14 protein-coding genes and 1 tRNA gene are annotated in these 18097 nt (G+C 65.6%); 14 read left to right on the top strand and 1 reads right to left on the bottom strand.

The genetic code is table 11. From position 1 onward, the window contains the following. Window positions 1-14 precede the first annotated feature (14 nt). From D575_RS0108135 to D575_RS0108125, 3 genes are all read left to right on the top strand, one after another. Complete coding sequence (locus D575_RS0108135; RefSeq protein WP_018145424.1) at window positions 15-926, top strand: ABC transporter ATP-binding protein; 912 nt, start codon at window positions 15-17, stop codon at window positions 924-926. Between the two features lie 35 nt (window positions 927-961). After that, entirely contained in the window at window positions 962-1408 is a 447-nt protein-coding gene (gene cynS, locus D575_RS0108130; RefSeq protein WP_018145423.1) for a cyanase, read from the top strand. Between the two features lie 126 nt (window positions 1409-1534). After that, on the top strand, window positions 1535-4000 hold the full coding sequence (locus D575_RS0108125; protein ID WP_018145422.1) for a bifunctional diguanylate cyclase/phosphodiesterase: 2466 nt from the start codon (window positions 1535-1537) through the stop codon (window positions 3998-4000). Between the two features lie 48 nt (window positions 4001-4048). Here the strand turns inward: D575_RS0108125 and D575_RS0108120 are convergent. Continuing rightward, window positions 4049-4124, bottom strand: a tRNA-Ala gene (locus D575_RS0108120). Between the two features lie 251 nt (window positions 4125-4375). Here D575_RS0108120 and D575_RS0108115 point away from each other — a divergent pair. The 11 genes from D575_RS0108115 to D575_RS0108065 all read left to right on the top strand — a co-directional run bounded on the left by D575_RS0108115 (window position 4376) and on the right by D575_RS0108065 (window position 17521). Continuing rightward, the gene (locus D575_RS0108115) at window positions 4376-5161 is read left to right on the top strand and encodes a 3',5'-cyclic-nucleotide phosphodiesterase (RefSeq protein WP_018145421.1); all 786 of its coding nucleotides are present in this window, start codon (window positions 4376-4378) and stop codon (window positions 5159-5161) included. A gap of 162 nt (window positions 5162-5323) precedes the next feature. Continuing rightward, window positions 5324-6013 carry a phosphate regulon transcriptional regulator PhoB gene (gene phoB, locus D575_RS0108110; RefSeq protein ID WP_018145420.1) on the top strand — a complete coding sequence of 230 codons (690 nt, stop codon included), beginning with the start codon at window positions 5324-5326 and terminating at the stop codon, window positions 6011-6013. 15 nt (window positions 6014-6028) lie between these two features. Next, a complete protein-coding gene (gene phoR / locus D575_RS0108105) occupies window positions 6029-7351 on the top strand; it encodes a phosphate regulon sensor histidine kinase PhoR (protein ID WP_018145419.1) in 1323 nt (440 codons plus the stop codon). Window positions 7352-7651: 300 nt separating this feature from the next. Beyond that, window positions 7652-8626 carry a PstS family phosphate ABC transporter substrate-binding protein gene (locus D575_RS0108100; RefSeq protein ID WP_018145418.1) on the top strand — a complete coding sequence of 325 codons (975 nt, stop codon included), beginning with the start codon at window positions 7652-7654 and terminating at the stop codon, window positions 8624-8626. A gap of 212 nt (window positions 8627-8838) precedes the next feature. Beyond that, a complete protein-coding gene (locus D575_RS0108095) occupies window positions 8839-11109 on the top strand; it encodes an ABC transporter permease subunit (RefSeq protein ID WP_018145417.1) in 2271 nt (756 codons plus the stop codon). 27 nt (window positions 11110-11136) lie between these two features. Further along, complete coding sequence (gene pstA, locus D575_RS0108090) at window positions 11137-12804, top strand: phosphate ABC transporter permease PstA (RefSeq protein ID WP_018145416.1); 1668 nt, start codon at window positions 11137-11139, stop codon at window positions 12802-12804. 201 nt (window positions 12805-13005) lie between these two features. Beyond that, window positions 13006-13836, top strand: a complete 831-nt coding sequence (gene pstB, locus D575_RS0108085) for a phosphate ABC transporter ATP-binding protein PstB (RefSeq protein WP_018145415.1) — start codon at window positions 13006-13008, stop codon at window positions 13834-13836. A 286-nt stretch (window positions 13837-14122) separates the two neighbouring features. Next, window positions 14123-14845 carry a phosphate signaling complex protein PhoU gene (gene phoU, locus D575_RS0108080; RefSeq protein ID WP_018145414.1) on the top strand — a complete coding sequence of 241 codons (723 nt, stop codon included), beginning with the start codon at window positions 14123-14125 and terminating at the stop codon, window positions 14843-14845. A 99-nt stretch (window positions 14846-14944) separates the two neighbouring features. Beyond that, the gene (locus tag D575_RS0108075) at window positions 14945-15550 is read left to right on the top strand and encodes a DsrE family protein (RefSeq protein WP_018145413.1); all 606 of its coding nucleotides are present in this window, start codon (window positions 14945-14947) and stop codon (window positions 15548-15550) included. 670 nt (window positions 15551-16220) lie between these two features. After that, entirely contained in the window at window positions 16221-16658 is a 438-nt protein-coding gene (locus D575_RS0108070) for a glutathione S-transferase N-terminal domain-containing protein (protein ID WP_018145412.1), read from the top strand. A 29-nt stretch (window positions 16659-16687) separates the two neighbouring features. After that, on the top strand, window positions 16688-17521 hold the full coding sequence (locus D575_RS0108065; protein ID WP_018145411.1) for an amidohydrolase family protein: 834 nt from the start codon (window positions 16688-16690) through the stop codon (window positions 17519-17521). The last annotated feature ends 576 nt before the right edge of the window (window positions 17522-18097 follow it).

Genomic DNA, 18097 nt, shown 5'->3' with positions numbered 1-18097 from the left:
CCAGGAGACCTATCATGAGCAAGGGATTCCTCGAAATCGAGAACCTGAGCCAGCGCTTCCCGCAGCCCGACTCCAGCGAACTGATGACCGTGTTCGAGGGCGTCGACGTGACCATCAACAAGGGCGAGTTCGTCTGCCTGATCGGTCACTCCGGCTGCGGCAAGTCCACCATCCTGAACGTGCTCGCCGGCCTGGCCACACCCACCGACGGCAACGTGATCATGGACAACAAGGAGATCACCGGACCCAGCCTCGACCAGGGCGTGATCTTCCAGAACCACAGCCTGCTGCCGTGGCTGTCGGCACGCGACAACGTGATGTTCGCGGTGCGCGCCCGCTGGCCGAACTGGAGCAAGGCGAAACGCCTGGAACACGCCGAGCGCTACCTGCACATGGTGGGCCTGGACCACGCCATGGACCGCAAGCCCTCGCAACTCTCCGGCGGCATGCGCCAGCGCGTCGGCATCGCCCGGGCCTTCGCCATCGAACCCAAGCTGCTGCTGATGGACGAGCCGTTCGGGGCCCTGGACGCCCTGACCCGCGGGGTCATCCAGGAGGAGCTGCTGAAGATCTGGTCGGAGACCCACCAGACCGTGTTCATGATCACCCACGACGTGGACGAGGCGATCCTGCTTGCCGACCGCGTGCTGCTGATGACCAACGGGCCGCATGCCCAGGTCGCCGAGTCGGTCAAGATCGACATCCCCCGGCCGCGGGAGCGCGCCAACCTGCATCAGCAGGAGGCCTACTACCCGATCCGCAACCACCTGGTCGACTTCCTCGTGAACGGCGCCAAGGAGATGTCGGCCAAGGCCCAGGCGGGCGCCGCCCGCGGTGACAACCCGCGCCACAGCCCGCGCATCGTCAACCCGGCCAAGCCCGAGGCCAACCCGGAACCCGGTCCGCGCATGGTTCGCGCGGTCTGACCCCCAGTCCATCCATCGCATTCAAGGAGCACATGATGAGTCTCAGCAAGAGCGCCATGACCACCACCATCCTCGAGGCCAAGGAGAACCGCGGAACCACCTGGGCCGCGATCGCCGAGGCCACCGGGCTGCACGAGGTCTACGTGACCTCCGCCTGCTACGGCATGAACCACCTGGAGGGCGACCAGGCCGACAAGCTGGCGACCTTCCTCGGGCTCGGCCCGGAGGTCTCGCAGGCGCTGCAGGCCTTCCCGCACAAGACCTGGGACAAGACCATCCCCACCGACCCGGTGATCTATCGCTTCTACGAGGCGATCAACGTCTACGGCGACACCATGAAGGCGCTGATCCACGAAAAGTTCGGTGACGGCATCATGAGCGCCATCGACTTCACCATGGACATCGACAAGGTCGAGGACCCGAAGGGCGACCGCGTGAAGATCACCTGGAACGGCAAGTTCCTGCCCTACAAGAGCTGGTAGCGTCCCCATCGGTCACGCGGCGGCCGGGCGCGCCGCGTGACCGCCCTTTCCCGCGAGCCGGTACCCCAGCGCCCGTTCGCGCCCGAACGTGTACGGCAAGTCCCTTCGCATAGTAGGCTCTTGCCGATGTGCCATCCATCCACCCTGCCCCGTCTGCTGATCCTGCTGATCAGCCTGTCCGTTGCCGCCCCCGCAATGGCGGCAAATAGTGACGACGCCAGCGTATACACCATCGGCGTGCTGGCCTTTCGCGATGCCGAAGAGACCACGGCCCAGTGGCAACCCACAGCCGACTACCTGAGCACGCAGGTCGACGCGGCCGAATTTCGCATTCAGGCACTTAACTATCCGGACCTGGAGCAGGCCGTCGCCACCGGAGGTGTTGATTTCGTCCTCACCAACACCGGCCATTACGTGCGCCTGGAGGCGCAACAAGGCATCACCCGCCTGGCCACCCTCATCGCCGAGGAGCAAGGCCAGCCCATTCGTCAGTTCGGAGGGACGATCCTGGTCCTCGACGAACGCAATGACCTCCAGTCACTGGACGACCTTCGCGGGCAGCGGTTGCTGGCGGTGGAAGAAGACTCTCTGGGCGGTTGGCTGGCCGGTTACGGGGCCCTGCGCGACGCTGGGGTGGATCCGTTCGAGGACCTGGCATCGGTTCACTACACGGGCATGCCCCACTACCGGGTGATCGAGGGCTTGCTAACCGGCGAGGCCGACGCCGGCATGGTGCGCACCGGCGTGCTGGAGGAACGGCTGCAATCGGGCGACCTGTCCGCCGACACCCTGCGCGTACTGGCGCCCCGCAAGACAGCGGGGTTTCCATTTGCCCACTCCACCCGGCTTTACCCTGAATGGCCGTTCTCGCGTCTTGGACACACCCCTGACCAACTGGCCGAAGCCGTCACGATCGCCCTGCTGAGCCTGCCCGCGGATCACCCCGCGGCGCGTGAAGGCGGCTACCACGGCTGGTCGGCCCCGTTGTCCTACGGGGCGGTACACAAACTCCTGGAAGAACTCGGCTACCCGCCCTACGACCGCACCGTGGCAATCAGCCTGCGCGCCTACTGGGAGGCCCGGCCGGAGGTCCTGCTCGGCTTCATGGCGGGGCTATTGCTGCTGAGCGGGTTGGCTGCGCTCTACTACCGGCGTCTGACGCGGCGGCTTTCACTGGAGGTCGAGCAACGCCGCGCGGCGGAGGGCCGCCTGCGCGCACACGAAGCTCGCCTGGCGTACCAGGCCGGGCATGACCCGCTGACCGGACTGCCCAACCGCACGCTGCTGCAGGAGCACCTTGACGAGGCCATGCAACAGGCTCGCCAGCGGCAAGGCCTGGTGGCCATCCTGTTCGTGGATCTGGACCGCTTCAAAAACATCAATGACAGCCTCGGCCACCGCGTCGGCGATGACCTCCTGCAAATCCTGGGCGAGCGCCTGAAGACGCGCTTCGAGGCCCGCACCGTGGCCCGGATTGGGGGCGACGAATTCATCGCGGTAATCGACGACGCCGCAGAGCATCAAGAGCTCGAGGCCCGCGCCCGCCAGCTTCTGGAGCTCATAGCCGAACCCTTTGCCGTCGGCGGCTGGACCAACTTGCAGGTAGGCGCGAGCATCGGTATTGCACTGTTCCCGGAGGACGCCACCGAAGCCGGTGAGCTTCTCACTCAGGCCGATGCGGCGATGTACGAGGCCAAGGACGCCGGGCGCAACACCTTCCGCTTTTACCGTACCGCCCTCACCGATGCCGCCAACCAGCGCCTGGAGATCGAGAACCGGCTGCGGCACGCCCTGGCCCAGAACGAACTGGAGGTGTTCTACCAGCCTCAGGTACACATGACGTCCGGGAAGATCACCGGGATCGAGGCACTGGTGCGCTGGCGGGACCCCGAACGCGGCCTGATCGCGCCGGACGTGTTCATACCGCTGGCCGAGGAAACGGGCCTGATCGCCGCCGTCGGGGATTTTGTTCTGCGCGAGGCCTGCCGCCAGGTCGTGGAATGGGATCGTCAGGGCCTGCCGCCGCTGGAGGTCTCGGTCAACCTGTCGGCGCGCCAGGTCGCCGCACCGGGCCTGCTCCATCAGCTCCGCCAGGTGCTGCACGAATCCGGGCTCCCCGCACAACGCCTGACCCTGGAGCTCACCGAAAGTACCCTGATGGAACAGGCCGACACGACCCGTGGCACCCTGCAGCAGATCAAGGGCCTGGGTATCGCGCTGGCCATCGACGACTTCGGCACCGGGTATTCGTCGCTGGCCTACCTGAAGGAATTCGCGATCGACATCCTGAAGATCGACCAGACCTTCGTGCGCGACCTGCCGGAGGACCGCAACGATGCCGAGCTGGCCATGACCATCATCGACATGGCCCACAACCTGGGGCTGGATGTGCTCGCCGAGGGGGTTGAAACCGAGGATCAGCTCGGATTTCTGGCCGCAGAGGGCTGTGATGCCTGGCAGGGCTATTTGTGCAGCCGCCCCCTGCCCGCCGCATCCCTGGCCGAGCTCGTGAGCCACCACGAACCCGAACCGTTCGCGCGCCGGGCCCCGGTAAAGGCCGCCATGGCCCCACGGGGCCACCTGCGCAGCTGAACCTGAAAAAGGAAAAGGCCTGCGAAAGCAGGCCTTTTCCTTGGTGTTTGGTGGAGCGGAGGAGGATCGAACTCCCGACCTTCGCATTGCGAACGCGACGCTCTCCCAGCTGAGCTACCGCCCCAAACAGGACGCGCATTCTAGCAACTCCACCGGGTGGCGGGAAGCCCCGCCCGCACAAGATTCGCGAGACGCCCCGCCGTGCCTCGGGATCACCTTTTCGCGCCGCACGTCACGGAACTTGGGCCTGGACCCGGTCTAGCATTAGGGCATGTCCGTCACCCACCTCCAACGACCCGGGGCGACCGACCCCAGCCTCTGGCTCGCGGGTCTGGCCACACGACGGCCCGCTGCTCGCTCGATATACTGTCCGACATGAGTCTGTCCGTTCGCATCCTTGGCGCCAGTGGCGGGATTGGCCCGGGCCGGCGTACCACATCCATCCTCATCGATGACGACATCCTTATCGACGCGGGCAGTGGCGTGGGCGATCTGACCCTGGAGGAGCTGCGGCGCATCCGCCATGTCTTCCTGACCCACTCGCACCTGGACCATATCGCCTTCCTCCCGATGCTGGCGGACATGGTCTACAGCCCGGATGCCCCGCCCATCCACGTCCACGGCCTCCCGGCAACACTCAAGGCCCTGTGCGATCACGTCTTCAACTGGGTGATCTGGCCGGACTTCACCCGTCTGCCACGGCCCGATCAGCCCTTGATCCGCCTGGAGTCGCTGCAACCCGGTCACAGCATCGCGGTGGAACATCGCGAGATCCAGGTGCTGCCCGCCCGCCATACCGTGCCCGCGGTCGGCTACAGCGTCACCAACAGCGACGGCGCCGCCTTCGCCTTCAGCGGCGACACGACCTCCTCGCACCTGCTCTGGCCCGCGCTGAACGCCCTGCCCCACCTCGATCTGCTGATGATCGAGACCGGCCTCCCAGACGAGATGGAGGGCATGGCGGATCTGGCCAAGCACTACACCCCGCAGCACCTGGGCGAGGACCTGGCACAACTGCAGCACCGCCCGCGCATTGCCATTACCCATCTCAAGCCCGGCCACGAACAGGCCATCCGCCAGCAGCTCGCCCGCTCGCCGCACCACGACGGCATGATCTTCCTGCACGGCGACGAACGCTTCGAACTCGGCGCCCACCCTTAGCGGCTACTCATCGCTCGTCATCACGTGGCCCGCAGGGTCGCGGCGATCGGTCGCGAGCCGCCCGAACACGCCACAGGCTGGTCGCCGCCGCACCACCTCCCGTTCACACGCCTGTAACATGCCTGTTATCTAATGCCGACCAGGTAATCACGAGACGGGGCCATGGCCACTCGAATTCTGCTGGTGGAAGATGATGCAGCGATCCGCGAGATGCTGCAGGTGCCGTTCCAGAAGGCGGGCTACGAGGTCCGCGAGGCCGGAGATGTCCGCTCGGCAAAATCCCTCCTGCTGGAAGACCCGCCGGATCTGATCCTGCTGGACTGGATGCTGCCGGACATCAGCGGTATCGACTGGGCGCGTACGCTCAAGACCAGCCCCGTCACCAAGGACATCCCGCTGATCATGCTGACTGCCCGCGGCGAGGAAGAAGACCGCGTGCGCGGCCTGGATGTCGGCGCCGACGACTACGTAACCAAACCGTTCTCGCCGCGCGAGCTGGTCGCGCGCATGAAGGCCGTGCTGCGCCGCACCTCGCCCACCACCAGCGAGGAACCGATCGAGATCGAGGGCCTGCGTCTGGACCCCGTCTCGCATCGCATCACCGGCAATGGCGCGGCCATCAGCATGGGCCCGACCGAGTACAACTTGCTGCACTTCTTCATGACCCATCAGGATCGGGTGTTCAGCCGCGAACAGCTGCTGGACAAGGTCTGGGGCACCAACGTCTATGTGGAGGAACGCACGGTGGATGTACACATCCGCCGCCTGCGCAAGGCGCTGGCCGACACCGGGCATGACCACCTGGTGCAAACCGTGCGTGGTTCAGGGTACCGTTTCTCGCAACTTCCCTGACCTTCGGCGGTCCCCGTGCAGCCCCGCAAGACCTGGCCCGACATCCTCATTACCAGCCTGCTGATCGCGCTGCCGCTCCTGGCGCTTGGCTGGGCGACCGGCCAGTTCTGGCCCACCCTGGCGTTTCTGCTTGGGGCTGCACTGGCCTGGAACATCGCCAACCTGCTGTGGCTGGAGACCTGGCTGCGCCGGGGCGGCCGTGCCGACCCACCGGACGTGCGCGGCCTGTGGGGCGTGATCTTCGACCACCTCTACCGCCGCCGCAGACGCCACGAGAACCGCGTGCATCGGTTGCGCCAGCTGCTGGAGCGCTACCGGGACTCGGCGAAGGCCATGCCCGACGCGGTAGTGGTCCTGAACGATGACCTGCGCATCGAGTGGCTGAACGACATGTCCTGCCAGCTGCTCGGGCTCCACTGGCCGCGCGACGAGGGCCAGCGCATTACGCACCTCCTGCGCCACCCGGAGTTCCTGACGTTCATGGAACGTGCTCGCGAGTCCCTCGCGCGGGTCACCGTGCCCTCCCCGCTGGACAGCGAGCGCCAACTGGAGATGCGCATGCTCCCCTATGGCGACGCGCAGTACCTGCTGCTGGCCCGGGACACCACCCACCTGCACCGCCTGGAGGTCATGCGCCGCGACTTCATCGCCAATGTGTCGCACGAGCTGCGCACGCCGCTGACCGTACTCTACGGCGTCACCGAGAGCCTGGAAGACGAACTGGAGGACCAGCCTCAGCTCGCGCGTTCGGTCCAGATGCTGCGCGAACAGTCCGAGCGCATGAAACTGCTGGTGGACGACCTGCTGCTGCTCTCACGCCTGGAGACCGGCGAAACCACCGGCCCGCAGGACTGGTTCAACCCGTTCCCACTGTTCCAGAAGCTGACGGACGAGGCGCGCATCCTTTCCGGCACGGAAGCGCACGCGATCGTACTGGACGCCGACCCCAAACTGGAGTTCCAGGGCAACCCGGACGAACTGCGCTCGGCCTGCGCCAATCTGCTGTTCAATGCCGTGAAGTACACCCCTGGCGGGACCACCATCACCCTGCGCTGGCGCGCCGACGACGACGGTGGGCGCCTGAGCGTCGAGGACACCGGGCCGGGTATTGCCAGCCATCACCTCGGGCGCCTGACCGAACGTTTCTATCGCGTGGATGCCGGGCGCACCCAGTCACGCGGCGGGACAGGCCTGGGCCTGGCCATCGTCAAGCACGTCCTCGCCCGCCACGAAGGCCACCTCGCCATCGAGAGCCAGGTCGGCCGCGGCAGCCGCTTCACCTGCCTGTTCCCCCTGACCCGTATCCGCCGCGCCGAACCATCAGGCCCCTCCAACTAGCGTCATTGCGAGGGCCCGCCGGGCCCGTGGCAATCGTCCGCAAACGCCCCGAACCCATGGGCCTTTCGGACCGATTGCCGCGTCGCTTCGCTCCTCGCAATGACCTGTACCAATACCCGTCATTGCGAGCGCAGCGAAGCAATCGCCCTCCGCAACCCCGGCCCCGTCCACGCCGAACCACATGTCACGCGCCTGTCACATGCGCGTCACGTAACTGCAAGCACCCCTCCCGATAATTCGTCATCAAGGACCGAGCCACTCGGCCTTGAAAACCTCAAGCAAGCCCAAGGGAGTACACCCATGTTGTTGAAGCGAAGCATCCTCGCGCTGGCCACGGCCACAGCCCTCGCCATCGCCCCGCTGACCGCCGCGGCTGAAGTCGATGCCGACATCCCGGCCTACGAGACGGTCTCCGGCATCTCCGGCAACCTGTCGAGCATCGGTTCCGACACCCTGAACAACCTCATGACCCTGTGGGCGGAAGAATTCCAGGGCTTCTACCCGAACGTGAACGTCCAGATCCAGGGTGCCGGCACCTCCACCGCCCCGCCCGCCCTGACCGAAGGCACCGCCGACTTCGGCCCGATGTCGCGCATGCCGCGTGACAGCGAACATGCCGAGTTCGAACAACGCCACGGCTACGAGATGACCGCCGTGCCGGTCGCCATAGACACCATCGCCGTGTTCGTGAACCGCGACAACCCGATCGAAGGCATGAGCATCGATCAGGTCGACGCCGTCTTCTCCTCCACCCGCCGCTGTGGCGGTGCCGAGGACATCACCCGCTGGGGTCAGCTCGGACTGGAAGGCTCCTGGGCCAACCGTGACATCACCCTGTACAGCCGTAACGCCGTCTCCGGCACCTACGGGTACTTCCGCCAGCACGCCCTGTGCGATGGCGACTTCAAGAACGCCATCAACGAACAGCCGGGTTCCGCCTCGGTGGTTCAGGGCGTCTCCGAGTCCCTGAACGGCATCGGCTACTCCGGCATCGGGTACTCCACCTCCGGCGTGCGCGCCATCCCGCTGGGCACCGAAGAAGGCAACTACTTCGAGCCGAACGGCGAGAACGCCGCCTCCGGTGACTACCCGCTGGCCCGCTTCCTCTACGTGATGGTCAACAAGCACCCGGAAGACGGCCTGACCCCGCGCGCCGCCGAGTTCCTGAAGATGGTGCTGTCGAAGGAAGGCCAGGAGGTCGTGGTGCGTGACGGCTTCATCCCGCTGCCGGCCACGGTCGCCGAGCGCGAGCGCAAGAACCTCGGTCTGGAATAAACCGGGCGCAGTACCCGCGCCCAGGGAATGGGTGCAAAGGCCGGGACCCAAGGGTTCCGGCCTTTTTTGTGTGTTGCGCGCAGGCCTTCCTCGCCCACCGGTCAACCAGCCGTCACATGGATGTCACGTCCCTGTCACATAGCGGCCGTAGCATCACGCCCCGACATCCAATGGTTTTGCACGCCCTTCGCGGCGGCTCTCAGGGGAACTTCATGTCCACCGCCACCATCGCCCCGCGTCTCGCCGGTTTCCAGCGCTGGCGCCGCACCAAGGATCGCTCCGCGCGCTACATGATCGGGTTTTTCGGGATCGCCGTCGTCGGTGCCCTCACCCTCATGTTCGTCTACCTCCTGAGCGAAACCCTGCCGATGTTCCAGGGCGCCAAGCTCGACCCCCTGACCGAGTACGACGCCCCCGGCGGCGCCGATACCCGCACCGTGCACCTGGCGGTGAATCGCCACCGCGAAATGGCCGTGCGCATCACCGACGACCGGCGTGCCGTGTTCTTCCGCCCGAATACCGGCGAAATCGTGCGCGAACAGACCTTGCCGATTCCCGATGACGTCCGGGTCACCAGTTTCACCGCGGCCGAGCCGCGTACCCGCCTGGTGGCGCTTGGCCTCGACAACGGGCAGGTCCTCGCCATCGAGTACGAATACAACGAACGCTTCACCCCCGAGGGCCGCGAATATGACCCGCGCGTGGTCTACCCGCTGGGTGACGAAGACTCTGCACTGCTGGATATCGGCGGCGATGGCCCCGCCATCAGCGTGGTCGGGATCCAGCGCGGGTCCAGCGGTATTCGTGTCGCCGCCACCACCGAAGACGGCCACATCCGTCTGGTCCAGTTCGAGGAGACCACCTCGATGATGACCGGCGAAACCCAGGTGCGCCGCAGTGCCTACGACATGCCCGCCCTGCCAGAAGGCAGCACGGCCACCCGCATCCTCCTCGACATCACCGGCCGCATCATGCTCGTGGGCGACGACCAGGGGCGCCTGCACTCCTACGATATCCGTCGTCCGGCCAGCGCGACCCTGGAAGACAGCCAGCGCGTCATTCGCGGAGACGAGGCCGAAGTCACCTCGCTCGAATACCTCCTGGGCACGGTGTCGATCGTCGTGGGCGGCTCGGACGGATCGGTCACCCAGTACATGCTGGTGCGCGACGCCGACAACGTGAACCGCATCACCCGCGTGCGCGAATTCCCCGCGCACGCCGGGCCGGTCACCAACACCCAGCCCGAATACATCCGCAAGGGCTTCCTGACCGCCGACGAAACCGGCCAGATCAAGATCCACTACCCCACCTCGCAGCGCACCCTGGTGGAACGCCAGATTACCGATCAGGCGCTGCATCGAGTGTACGTGGACCCGCGCAACCGCCTGCTGATCGCCATCGACGAGGCCGAGAACTGGCACCTGCAGCGCCTGGAGAACCGTCATCCGGAGGTCTCCTTCCACGTGCTGTGGCAGAAGGTCTGGTACGAGGGCCGCTCGGGTGGCGACTACGTCTGGCAGTCCTCCTCGGCCACCGACGAGTTCGAACCCAAGTTCTCGCTGATCCCCCTGACCATCGGCACCATCAAGGCCGCCTTCTACGCCATGCTGTTCGCCACCCCGCTGGCGATCATGGGGGCAATCTACAGCGCCTACTTCATGTCGGCGCGCATGCGCACGCTCACCAAGCCCTCGATCGAGCTGATGGAGGCGCTGCCCACGGTCATCCTTGGCTTCCTCGCGGGGCTGTGGCTGGCCCCGTTCATCGAGGCGAACCTGCCCGCCGTCGCGAGCATCCTGATTCTGCTGCCGTTGTCCATGCTGCTGATGGCCTTCGTCTGGACCCGTGTGCTCCCCGAGCAGGTCCGCGCATTCATACCGGCGGGCTGGGAGGCCGCGATCCTGATCCCGGTGATCCTGCTGGTGGGCTGGTTCGCGGTGACGCTGAGCCCCCTGATCGAGATCTGGATGTTCGGCGGCGACGCGCGCCAGTGGCTGACCGACAACGGCATCACCTACGACCAGCGCAACGCCCTCGTGATCGGCATCGCCATGGGCTTCGCGGTGATCCCGACCATTTACTCGATTTCCGAGGATGCCGTGTTCAACGTGCCCAAGCACCTGACCCAGGGTTCGCTGGCGCTGGGGGCCACACCCTGGCAAACCGTGGTGCGCGTGGTTCTGCTGACCGCCAGCCCGGGGATCTTCTCGGCGGTCATGATCGGCTTCGGCCGCGCCGTCGGCGAGACCATGATCGTGCTGATGGCGACCGGGAACTCGCCGGTGGTCAATTTCAACATCTTCGAGGGCATGCGCACGCTCTCCGCCAACATCGCGGTCGAGATGCCCGAGGCCGCGGTCGGCGGCAGCCACTTCCGCATCCTGTTCCTCGCCGCACTGGTGCTGTTCGCGCTCACGTTCTTCGTGAACACGGTCGCCGAGATCGTGCGCCAGCGCCTGCGCAACAAGTACGCCTCCCTTTAAAACGCATTCCAGACAGGTCTCGATCCGATGAATAAATGGTTCAAATCCGGCACCCCCTGGATCTGGCTGAATGCGGGCGCGGTGGCCACCTCGCTGGTGATGGTCTTCGGGCTGATCCTGATGATTGCGGTCAACGGCCTGTCGTTCTTCTGGCCGTCCAGCGTGGCCCAGTTCGAATACCAGACGGCGCAGCAAAGCGAGCCTACCCAGGTCATGGGCGAGTTCCAGCGCTCCGAGACGATGACCGCCCAGGCCATGCGCGACGCCGGCTTCGACGTGCCCGAAGGCCAGGAGATCGTGGTACGGCACCTGGTCAAGCGCGGCAATCGTGACCTCGACTCGCGAGACTTCCGCTGGTATCTGGACGACTTCATGGGCGAGCGCGAGATGCCTCGCGATGCGGTGGTGCTGGAACGCCTGCAGTGGGGCAACTTCTACGGCTTTGTTCGCGAGTTCCGCGTGGACGGCGAGGCCGTGGCCACCGGCAACGAGGCCCGCGTGCGTTTCGAGGCGGTTATCCCCGAGACCCGCGGCCTGGTCCGCCAGATCGAACGCATCGAACGCGTGGACATCGGCGCGATCAATTTCCAGATCGAGCAGATCCGCATTGCCCTGCGCGGTATCGAGCGTGCCACCGAGCTGTCGATCGAAGAGCGCGCCGAGCGCGAGGCGGAACTGCAGGCCGAACGCGCGGAACTCGAGGAGCAGTACGCGGAGCTGGAAAACGAGCGTAACGAGCTGCGCAACGAACTGCGCCGCTACGCCATCCTGATGGAGACCGCCGACGGCGCCGAATCCGTGATCGCACTTGCGGATGTCGTGAACGCCTGGTGGCCGAACGACATGAGCATCCCGCAAAAGCTCGGGCACTACGTGCACACCTTCTGGGAGTTCATGACCGGCTATCCGCGCGAGGCCAACACCGAAGGCGGCATCCTGCCGGCGATCTTCGGGACCGTACTGATGGTCCTGATCATGTCGATCGTGGTGACCCCGTTCGGCGTGCTGGCCGCGATCTACCTGCGCGAGTACGCGAAGCAGGGCCCGCTGGTGCGCATCATCCGCATCTCGGTGAACAACCTCGCGGGCGTGCCCTCCATCGTGTTCGGTGTATTCGGCCTCGGGTTCTTCGTCTACCTGGTTGGCGGCAACATCGACCAGATGTTCTTCCGCGACGCCCTGCCCTCGCCCACCTTCGGCTCGCCGGCGATCATCTGGGCCTCGCTCACGCTCGCGCTGTTGACCCTGCCGGTGGTAATCGTCTCCACCGAGGAAGGCCTGACCCGCATCGGCGCCAGCATCCGCCACGGCTCGCTGGCCCTGGGCGCGACCAAGGCGGAGACCCTGTGGCGCCTGATCGTGCCGCTTTCGGCGCCGGCGATGATGACCGGGCTGATCCTGGCCGTCGCGCGCGCGGCCGGCGAGGTGGCCCCGCTGATGCTGGTCGGGGTGGTCAAGCTGGCCCCCAGCCTGCCGGTGGACGGCAACTTCCCGTACCTGCACCTGGATCGCGCCTTCATGCACCTGGGCTTCCACATCTACGACGTCGGCTTTCAAAGCCCGAACGTCGAGGCCGGCCGGCCGCTGGTCTACGCGACCGCCCTGATCCTGGTGATGCTGATCATCGTGCTCAACCTGACCGCCATCTCGATCCGCAACTACCTGCGCGAGAAGTACCGCGCCGACAGTGACTGAGACACGACATGCACAACGTTTCTCGCACGCAACGTCATTGCGAGGCCCCGCAGGGGCCGCGGCAATCGGCTTCCGGTACCCCACACGCCGGAGGCACCCAAACCGATTGCCACGTCGCTGCGCGCCTCGCAATGACGGTGCTTTTCCGCCCCCTCGCGGTGCCGGGATGCGTCGAACCCCATTCCCCATGGAGTACCCGAAATGAGTGACACCCAGACCCACGCCCTCAACGTGGCCCAGAATAACCAGGCCCCGCGCGGCCTCAGCCTCGACCGAGAGGACATCTGCCTGACCGCGGAGGGCCTAAAACTTTTCTACGGCGAGGACCAGGCGCTCAAGGGCATCGACATCCGCATCCCGAAGAACCGCATCACGGCATTCATCGGGCCTTCCGGTTGCGGCAAGTCAACGTTCCTGCGCTGTTTCAACCGCATGAACGACCTGATCGATTCCGTACGCATCGAGGGCACCATCCGCCTGGACGGCGCGGACATCAACGACAAGTCCGTGGATGTCCCCGAGTTGCGCCGCCGAGTGGGCATGGTGTTCCAGAAGCCGAACCCGTTCCCCAAGTCGATCTACGAGAACGTGGCCTACGGCCTGCGCCTGCAGGGCGTGAAGAATCGCCGCAAGCTGGACGAGGTGGTGGAGAAGTCGCTCAAGCGCGCCGCGCTGTGGGATGAGGTGAAAGACCGTCTGCACGAGAACGCCTTCGGCCTGTCCGGTGGCCAGCAGCAGCGCCTGGTCATCGCCCGCGCCATCGCGATCGATCCCGAAGTCCTGCTGCTGGACGAGCCCTGCTCGGCGCTGGATCCGCTGGCCACGCTGAAGATCGAGGAGTTGATGATCGAGCTGAAGAAGGACTACACGCTGGTCATCGTCACCCACAACATGCAGCAGGCCGCGCGCGTATCCGACTACACCGCCTTCATGTACATGGGCGAGCTGATCGAATACGCGGATACCGACACCCTGTTCACCTCGCCTGCCAAGAAGCAGACCGAGGACTACATCACCGGCCGCTTCGGCTAGGGAGACACGGATGAATCTACACCTCCGCGTTGGTGCCCCATTTTGTGCGAGAGCAAGCGCTACAAACAGGCCGACAAGGCCCTTGCCAGTACCAACACTCTGGAAATGGGGCAACAACCCCGTATGTCCTCACTTAGAGGTCGGGGCTCGGCCGCTTTTGCCCGCTGCCAGCGTTGCGGCTCCCTTGTGCAGAGTCACTGCACGGCAGTCACCGCGCCTTGTCAGCGGGCAAAACCGACTCGAGCGCGGACGCGTACATTCATCAGTGTCTCCCTAGGAAAACACCATGGACAAGAGCTTCTTCAAGCAACACATCTCGCAGCAGTTCAACGCCGAGCTGGAAGACATCATCAAGCAGGTGATGGCCATGGGCGGCCTGGTCGAGCAGCAGCTCGCCGATGCCGTCCACGCGATGGTCGAGGGCGATGCCGAACTCGCCGAGAAGGTCATGACCTCCGACTACGAGGTCAACGCCAAGGAGGTCGAGATCGACGAGGAGTGCACCCACATCCTCGCCCGACGCCAGCCGACCGCCTCCGACCTGCGGCTGGTGATCGCGGTCATCAAGACCATCACCGACCTGGAACGCATGGGCGACGAGGCCGAGCGGGTCGGCCGCATGGGCCTGCACCTGCTGGACGAGGACCGCAACAGCGCCCCGATGTCGGATATCGCCAGCATGGGCGAACATGTCCGCGAGATGACCCGCGGGGCCCTGGATGCCTTCGCCCGTATGGACGTGGAACAGGCCGTGCGCGTCGCCCAGCTCGATATCCAGATCGACAGCCTGTACGAGACCGTCACCCACAAACTGATGCGGCAGATGACCGCCGCCCCGGACTCCGTCCCGCGCCTGATGGACATCGTCTGGGCCACCCGCTCCCTGGAACGTATCGGCGACCGCGCGCGCAACATCTGCGAATACGTCGTCTATTTCGTCAAGGGCAAGGACGTGCGCCACACCAGCTACGAGCAAATGGCCGAGCAGGCCACCGGGGACCGCCACTGACCCCGGCGACTCGACTCTGCCCACGCGCGGGAGCCCCAATTCTGCTGCCCCCGTGCGCGGGTGTTTGCGTCGTCCGGCGATCCCCGCTTGAATGGGGCCATGTGGATTACCCGCTCACGCCCTCGCCCATTTCCGCTTCCCGCCTGGCTGTTCGTGGGCGGCCTCATTGCCATGCTGGCCATGCCCCGCCTGCACGCGGGCCCCGTGACCTCCTCTGACCCGCTGGCCCCGGGAGAACCCTCCGCGGCCGTCCTCGAGCTCCTGGAACGCGACAAGCTCCCTGAAGGCGTGGTCTTCGAGATCATCGAGAACGACCGCGCAGCGCTATCCGCGCTTCTTCCCGAGATTCGGGCCAGTGTCGCCCGCCTGCGCGAACGCGACCCCGACTACCCGGTGGCCGTCGTCTCCCACGGTGCGGAACAATTCACCCTAACGCGCCGCGAGGCGACGCAGCACCCCAGCCTGCACGACGAGGTGGAGGCCCTGGTCCGCGACGAAGGTGTGAACGTGGCAGTCTGCGGCACCTTTGCCGGCTGGCGCGGCCTGGACGCGGAGGCATTTGCCGACTTCGTCGAGGTCGCCGACCGCGCCCCGGACCGCCTCGATGACTATCGCGAACTGGGCTTCGAAGTGATCCGCCTGCGCCCGTCGCTACTCGATGCGCCCCCGGAAGACCCTTGGGAGTTCGACTTCGGCACCCCCTGAGCTTGCCGATTCCCAAAGATCCCCACCACGAAGACGCAAAGACGGTCGAGAGCCTGTAACCATGGAGGTCACGGCCGGACACCGACAACGGCAGGATGGTTAACGGCATCGGAGCTTTGATGCGGGCTGAACAGCACGGATCGGTAGGCCGATACCCTTTTCTGCTCACTCTTGCCCCACTCCACGCCGCGCCCTCTTTAATACGCCGTGGAAAGACCGCCCTTGATCTTCTTCGCGCCTCCTGATTAGCACGAGCGTCAGCCAGTGGCGGGGCTCATTCGGGGACGTGCATGGCCCGCCTCGGGCCACTTTGATCCACGCCTTGCTGGGCATGTCACCCTCCCGGGGCCCGTTACCCCTGTCCTGTCACCTCGGTTGGAGCGCACCCTGATTGTGATCCCGGCCGGAGCGCCCCCCTCGCCGTCATCCCGGCCGTAGCGAAGCGGAGAGCCGGGATCTCCACACGTCAGTCCAGCCCCAACGTACGGGTACCCCATACCGTGGAGATCCCGGCCCGCTTGGCCCTTGAGCCTGGCTGACGCTCGTTGCTAATCAGGTCGCGCCTTCTTGCGCTGCGTGCAAAAAGCGCTCTTGGGTTTGAGGGTGAAACTAACGCCTCCATCGCTCGAGATGCTGTAACGGTGTCGGGCTCCTGTGGCATCCTTTCGCCATGAGATTCCTGATTCGCACCTTCTTCCGTGGCGTCCGCCTGATTCTGACCCCGTTCATGCTGATCGGTGAGCGCGTCTCGCGCCCACGCGGCATCGAACGGGACCCGGCCGACCAAGCCCGAATCGACGAACAGACGCAACGCCTTGCCCTGTATCACTTCCCGGCGTGCCCGTTCTGCATCAAGGCCCGCCGCGCGATGCAGCGCCTGTCGCTGGATATCGAACTGCGCAACGCCCAGGCCACCGGTCCCTGGCGCGAGGAACTGCAGAACGAGGGCGGCCGCCTGCAGGTGCCCTGCCTGCGAATCGAGGAAGAAGACGGCTCGGTGCGCTGGCTGTACGAATCCGATGCCATCATCCGCTACCTGCGCGAGCGCTTCGATCCGGCACAGACGACCGATCCGACCCCTGCGCCCAACAGTCCGCCGCGTTCCTGATGTCGAATTGGCTTCCGAAGGGTCTGTCCATGCACCATCGCCTCCACCGTTCCCTGCTCGGCGCCACGCTCGGGCTGGCCCTGCCCTTCACGGTCGCCAGCGCCGAGCCGCCGATCTTCGATGCCCACCTGCACTATCGCCCGGCGGTGGCCGAAACCTTTGGCATCAGCGACGTGGGCCGCACCCTGGCCTCCAATGACGTGCGCAGCGCCATCGTCATGTCGACCGAAGGCGGCTTGATTCGTCGCCTGCAAGCGGGCTCGGACACCCGCATCGTGCCGTTTCTGGAAGTCTCCCACCGCCTGGGCAAGAAGATGGACTGGATGCACGTCGAGGACCTGGGCGCCCGCATTGCCGACATGCTGGACGAATCCGACGTGGCCTGGCGCGGGCTGGGCGAGTTTCACATCCTGGCAGACGACCGCTTCGGACCCGGCTTCGAACAGTTGCTGGACCTGGCCGTCGCCCGCGATCTGACCATCATGATCCACGGCGACCCGGCCGTGATCGATCATGCCTACGCCACCCACCCCGAGGTCCGCATCCTCTGGGCCCACGCCGGCAGCTACGCCTACCCGCCCCTGGTGCAGGACTACCTCGAGCGCCACCCGCGCATGAACATGGACCTGTCCATGCGCAACCCGCGCATTAACCCCGGTGGCCAGATCGACGACGACTGGTTCGAGCTGTTCCTCACCCATCCGGATCGCTTCATGATCGGCGTGGACACGTTCACCACCACGCGCTGGGAACAGTACACCCACCTGAAAGACGAGACCCGCGCCTGGCTCGACCAGCTGCCCGACAACGTCGCCCGCGCCATTGCCTTCGAAAACGGCGAACGCCTCTTTCCCGCTCAGTAAGGGCCTTTATTCACCACGAAGGCCACCAAGGCACGAAGACGGGCAAAAGGCCTGAACCACAGAGGTCACAGAGGTCACAGAGCACGGCAAGGACAGTGTCGAAAGATCACGACCGGAGTGTCGTCTGACGTCGTACGGCCATCATCCGACCTTTTCCTCCCCAGCCCTTCCCCCAGTGCTCTGCGTCCTCCGTGGTCCAATCGCCCTCCTGATTAGGAACGATCGTCAGCCAGTGGCGGGGCCCATTTGGGGACGTGCATGGCCCGCCCCGGGCCACTTTGATCCAGGCCTTCCTGGGAGTGTCACCCTCCCGGGGCGCTTACCCCTGCCCTGTCATCCCGGGCGGAGCTCACCCTGATTGTGATCCCAGGCGTAGGGCCCCCTCCCCGTCATCCCGGCCGTAGCGCAGCGCAGAGCCGGGATCTCCACACGCCGTTCTAGCCCCAACGTACGGGTCACTCATACCGTGGAGGTCCCGGATAACCGCTGCGCGGTTTCCGGGATGACGATGTAGGAGGCGCCCGGAGACCCGGGCCCGCACGGGCCTTGAGCCTGGCTGACGCTCGTTGCTAATCA

It is taken from the genome of Thioalkalivibrio sp. AKL6, assembly GCF_000376905.1.
GTDB classification, from domain to species: Bacteria; Pseudomonadota; Gammaproteobacteria; order Ectothiorhodospirales; family Ectothiorhodospiraceae; genus Thioalkalivibrio; species Thioalkalivibrio versutus.
The sequence above is the reverse complement of the archived record's forward strand: the minus strand, read 5'-3'. Positions and strand labels throughout refer to the sequence as shown.

What these genes read in the sequence shown, in the direction of transcription:
- D575_RS0108075 (WP_018145413.1), top strand. Translation starts at nt 14,945, where the DNA reads ATGTGGATTACCCGCTCACGCCCTCGCCCATTTCCGCTTCCCGCCTGG.
- pstB (WP_018145415.1), top strand. Translation starts at nt 13,006, where the DNA reads ATGAGTGACACCCAGACCCACGCCCTCAACGTGGCCCAGAATAACCAG.
- D575_RS0108135 (WP_018145424.1), top strand. Translation starts at nt 15, where the DNA reads ATGAGCAAGGGATTCCTCGAAATCGAGAACCTGAGCCAGCGCTTCCCG.
- cynS (WP_018145423.1), top strand. Translation starts at nt 962, where the DNA reads ATGAGTCTCAGCAAGAGCGCCATGACCACCACCATCCTCGAGGCCAAG.
- D575_RS0108070 (WP_018145412.1), top strand. Translation starts at nt 16,221, where the DNA reads ATGAGATTCCTGATTCGCACCTTCTTCCGTGGCGTCCGCCTGATTCTG.
- D575_RS0108125 (WP_018145422.1), top strand. Translation starts at nt 1,535, where the DNA reads ATGTGCCATCCATCCACCCTGCCCCGTCTGCTGATCCTGCTGATCAGC.
- phoB (WP_018145420.1), top strand. Translation starts at nt 5,324, where the DNA reads ATGGCCACTCGAATTCTGCTGGTGGAAGATGATGCAGCGATCCGCGAG.
- D575_RS0108065 (WP_018145411.1), top strand. Translation starts at nt 16,688, where the DNA reads ATGCACCATCGCCTCCACCGTTCCCTGCTCGGCGCCACGCTCGGGCTG.
- D575_RS0108100 (WP_018145418.1), top strand. Translation starts at nt 7,652, where the DNA reads ATGTTGTTGAAGCGAAGCATCCTCGCGCTGGCCACGGCCACAGCCCTC.
- D575_RS0108095 (WP_018145417.1), top strand. Translation starts at nt 8,839, where the DNA reads ATGTCCACCGCCACCATCGCCCCGCGTCTCGCCGGTTTCCAGCGCTGG.
- D575_RS0108115 (WP_018145421.1), top strand. Translation starts at nt 4,376, where the DNA reads ATGAGTCTGTCCGTTCGCATCCTTGGCGCCAGTGGCGGGATTGGCCCG.
- phoU (WP_018145414.1), top strand. Translation starts at nt 14,123, where the DNA reads ATGGACAAGAGCTTCTTCAAGCAACACATCTCGCAGCAGTTCAACGCC.
- pstA (WP_018145416.1), top strand. Translation starts at nt 11,137, where the DNA reads ATGAATAAATGGTTCAAATCCGGCACCCCCTGGATCTGGCTGAATGCG.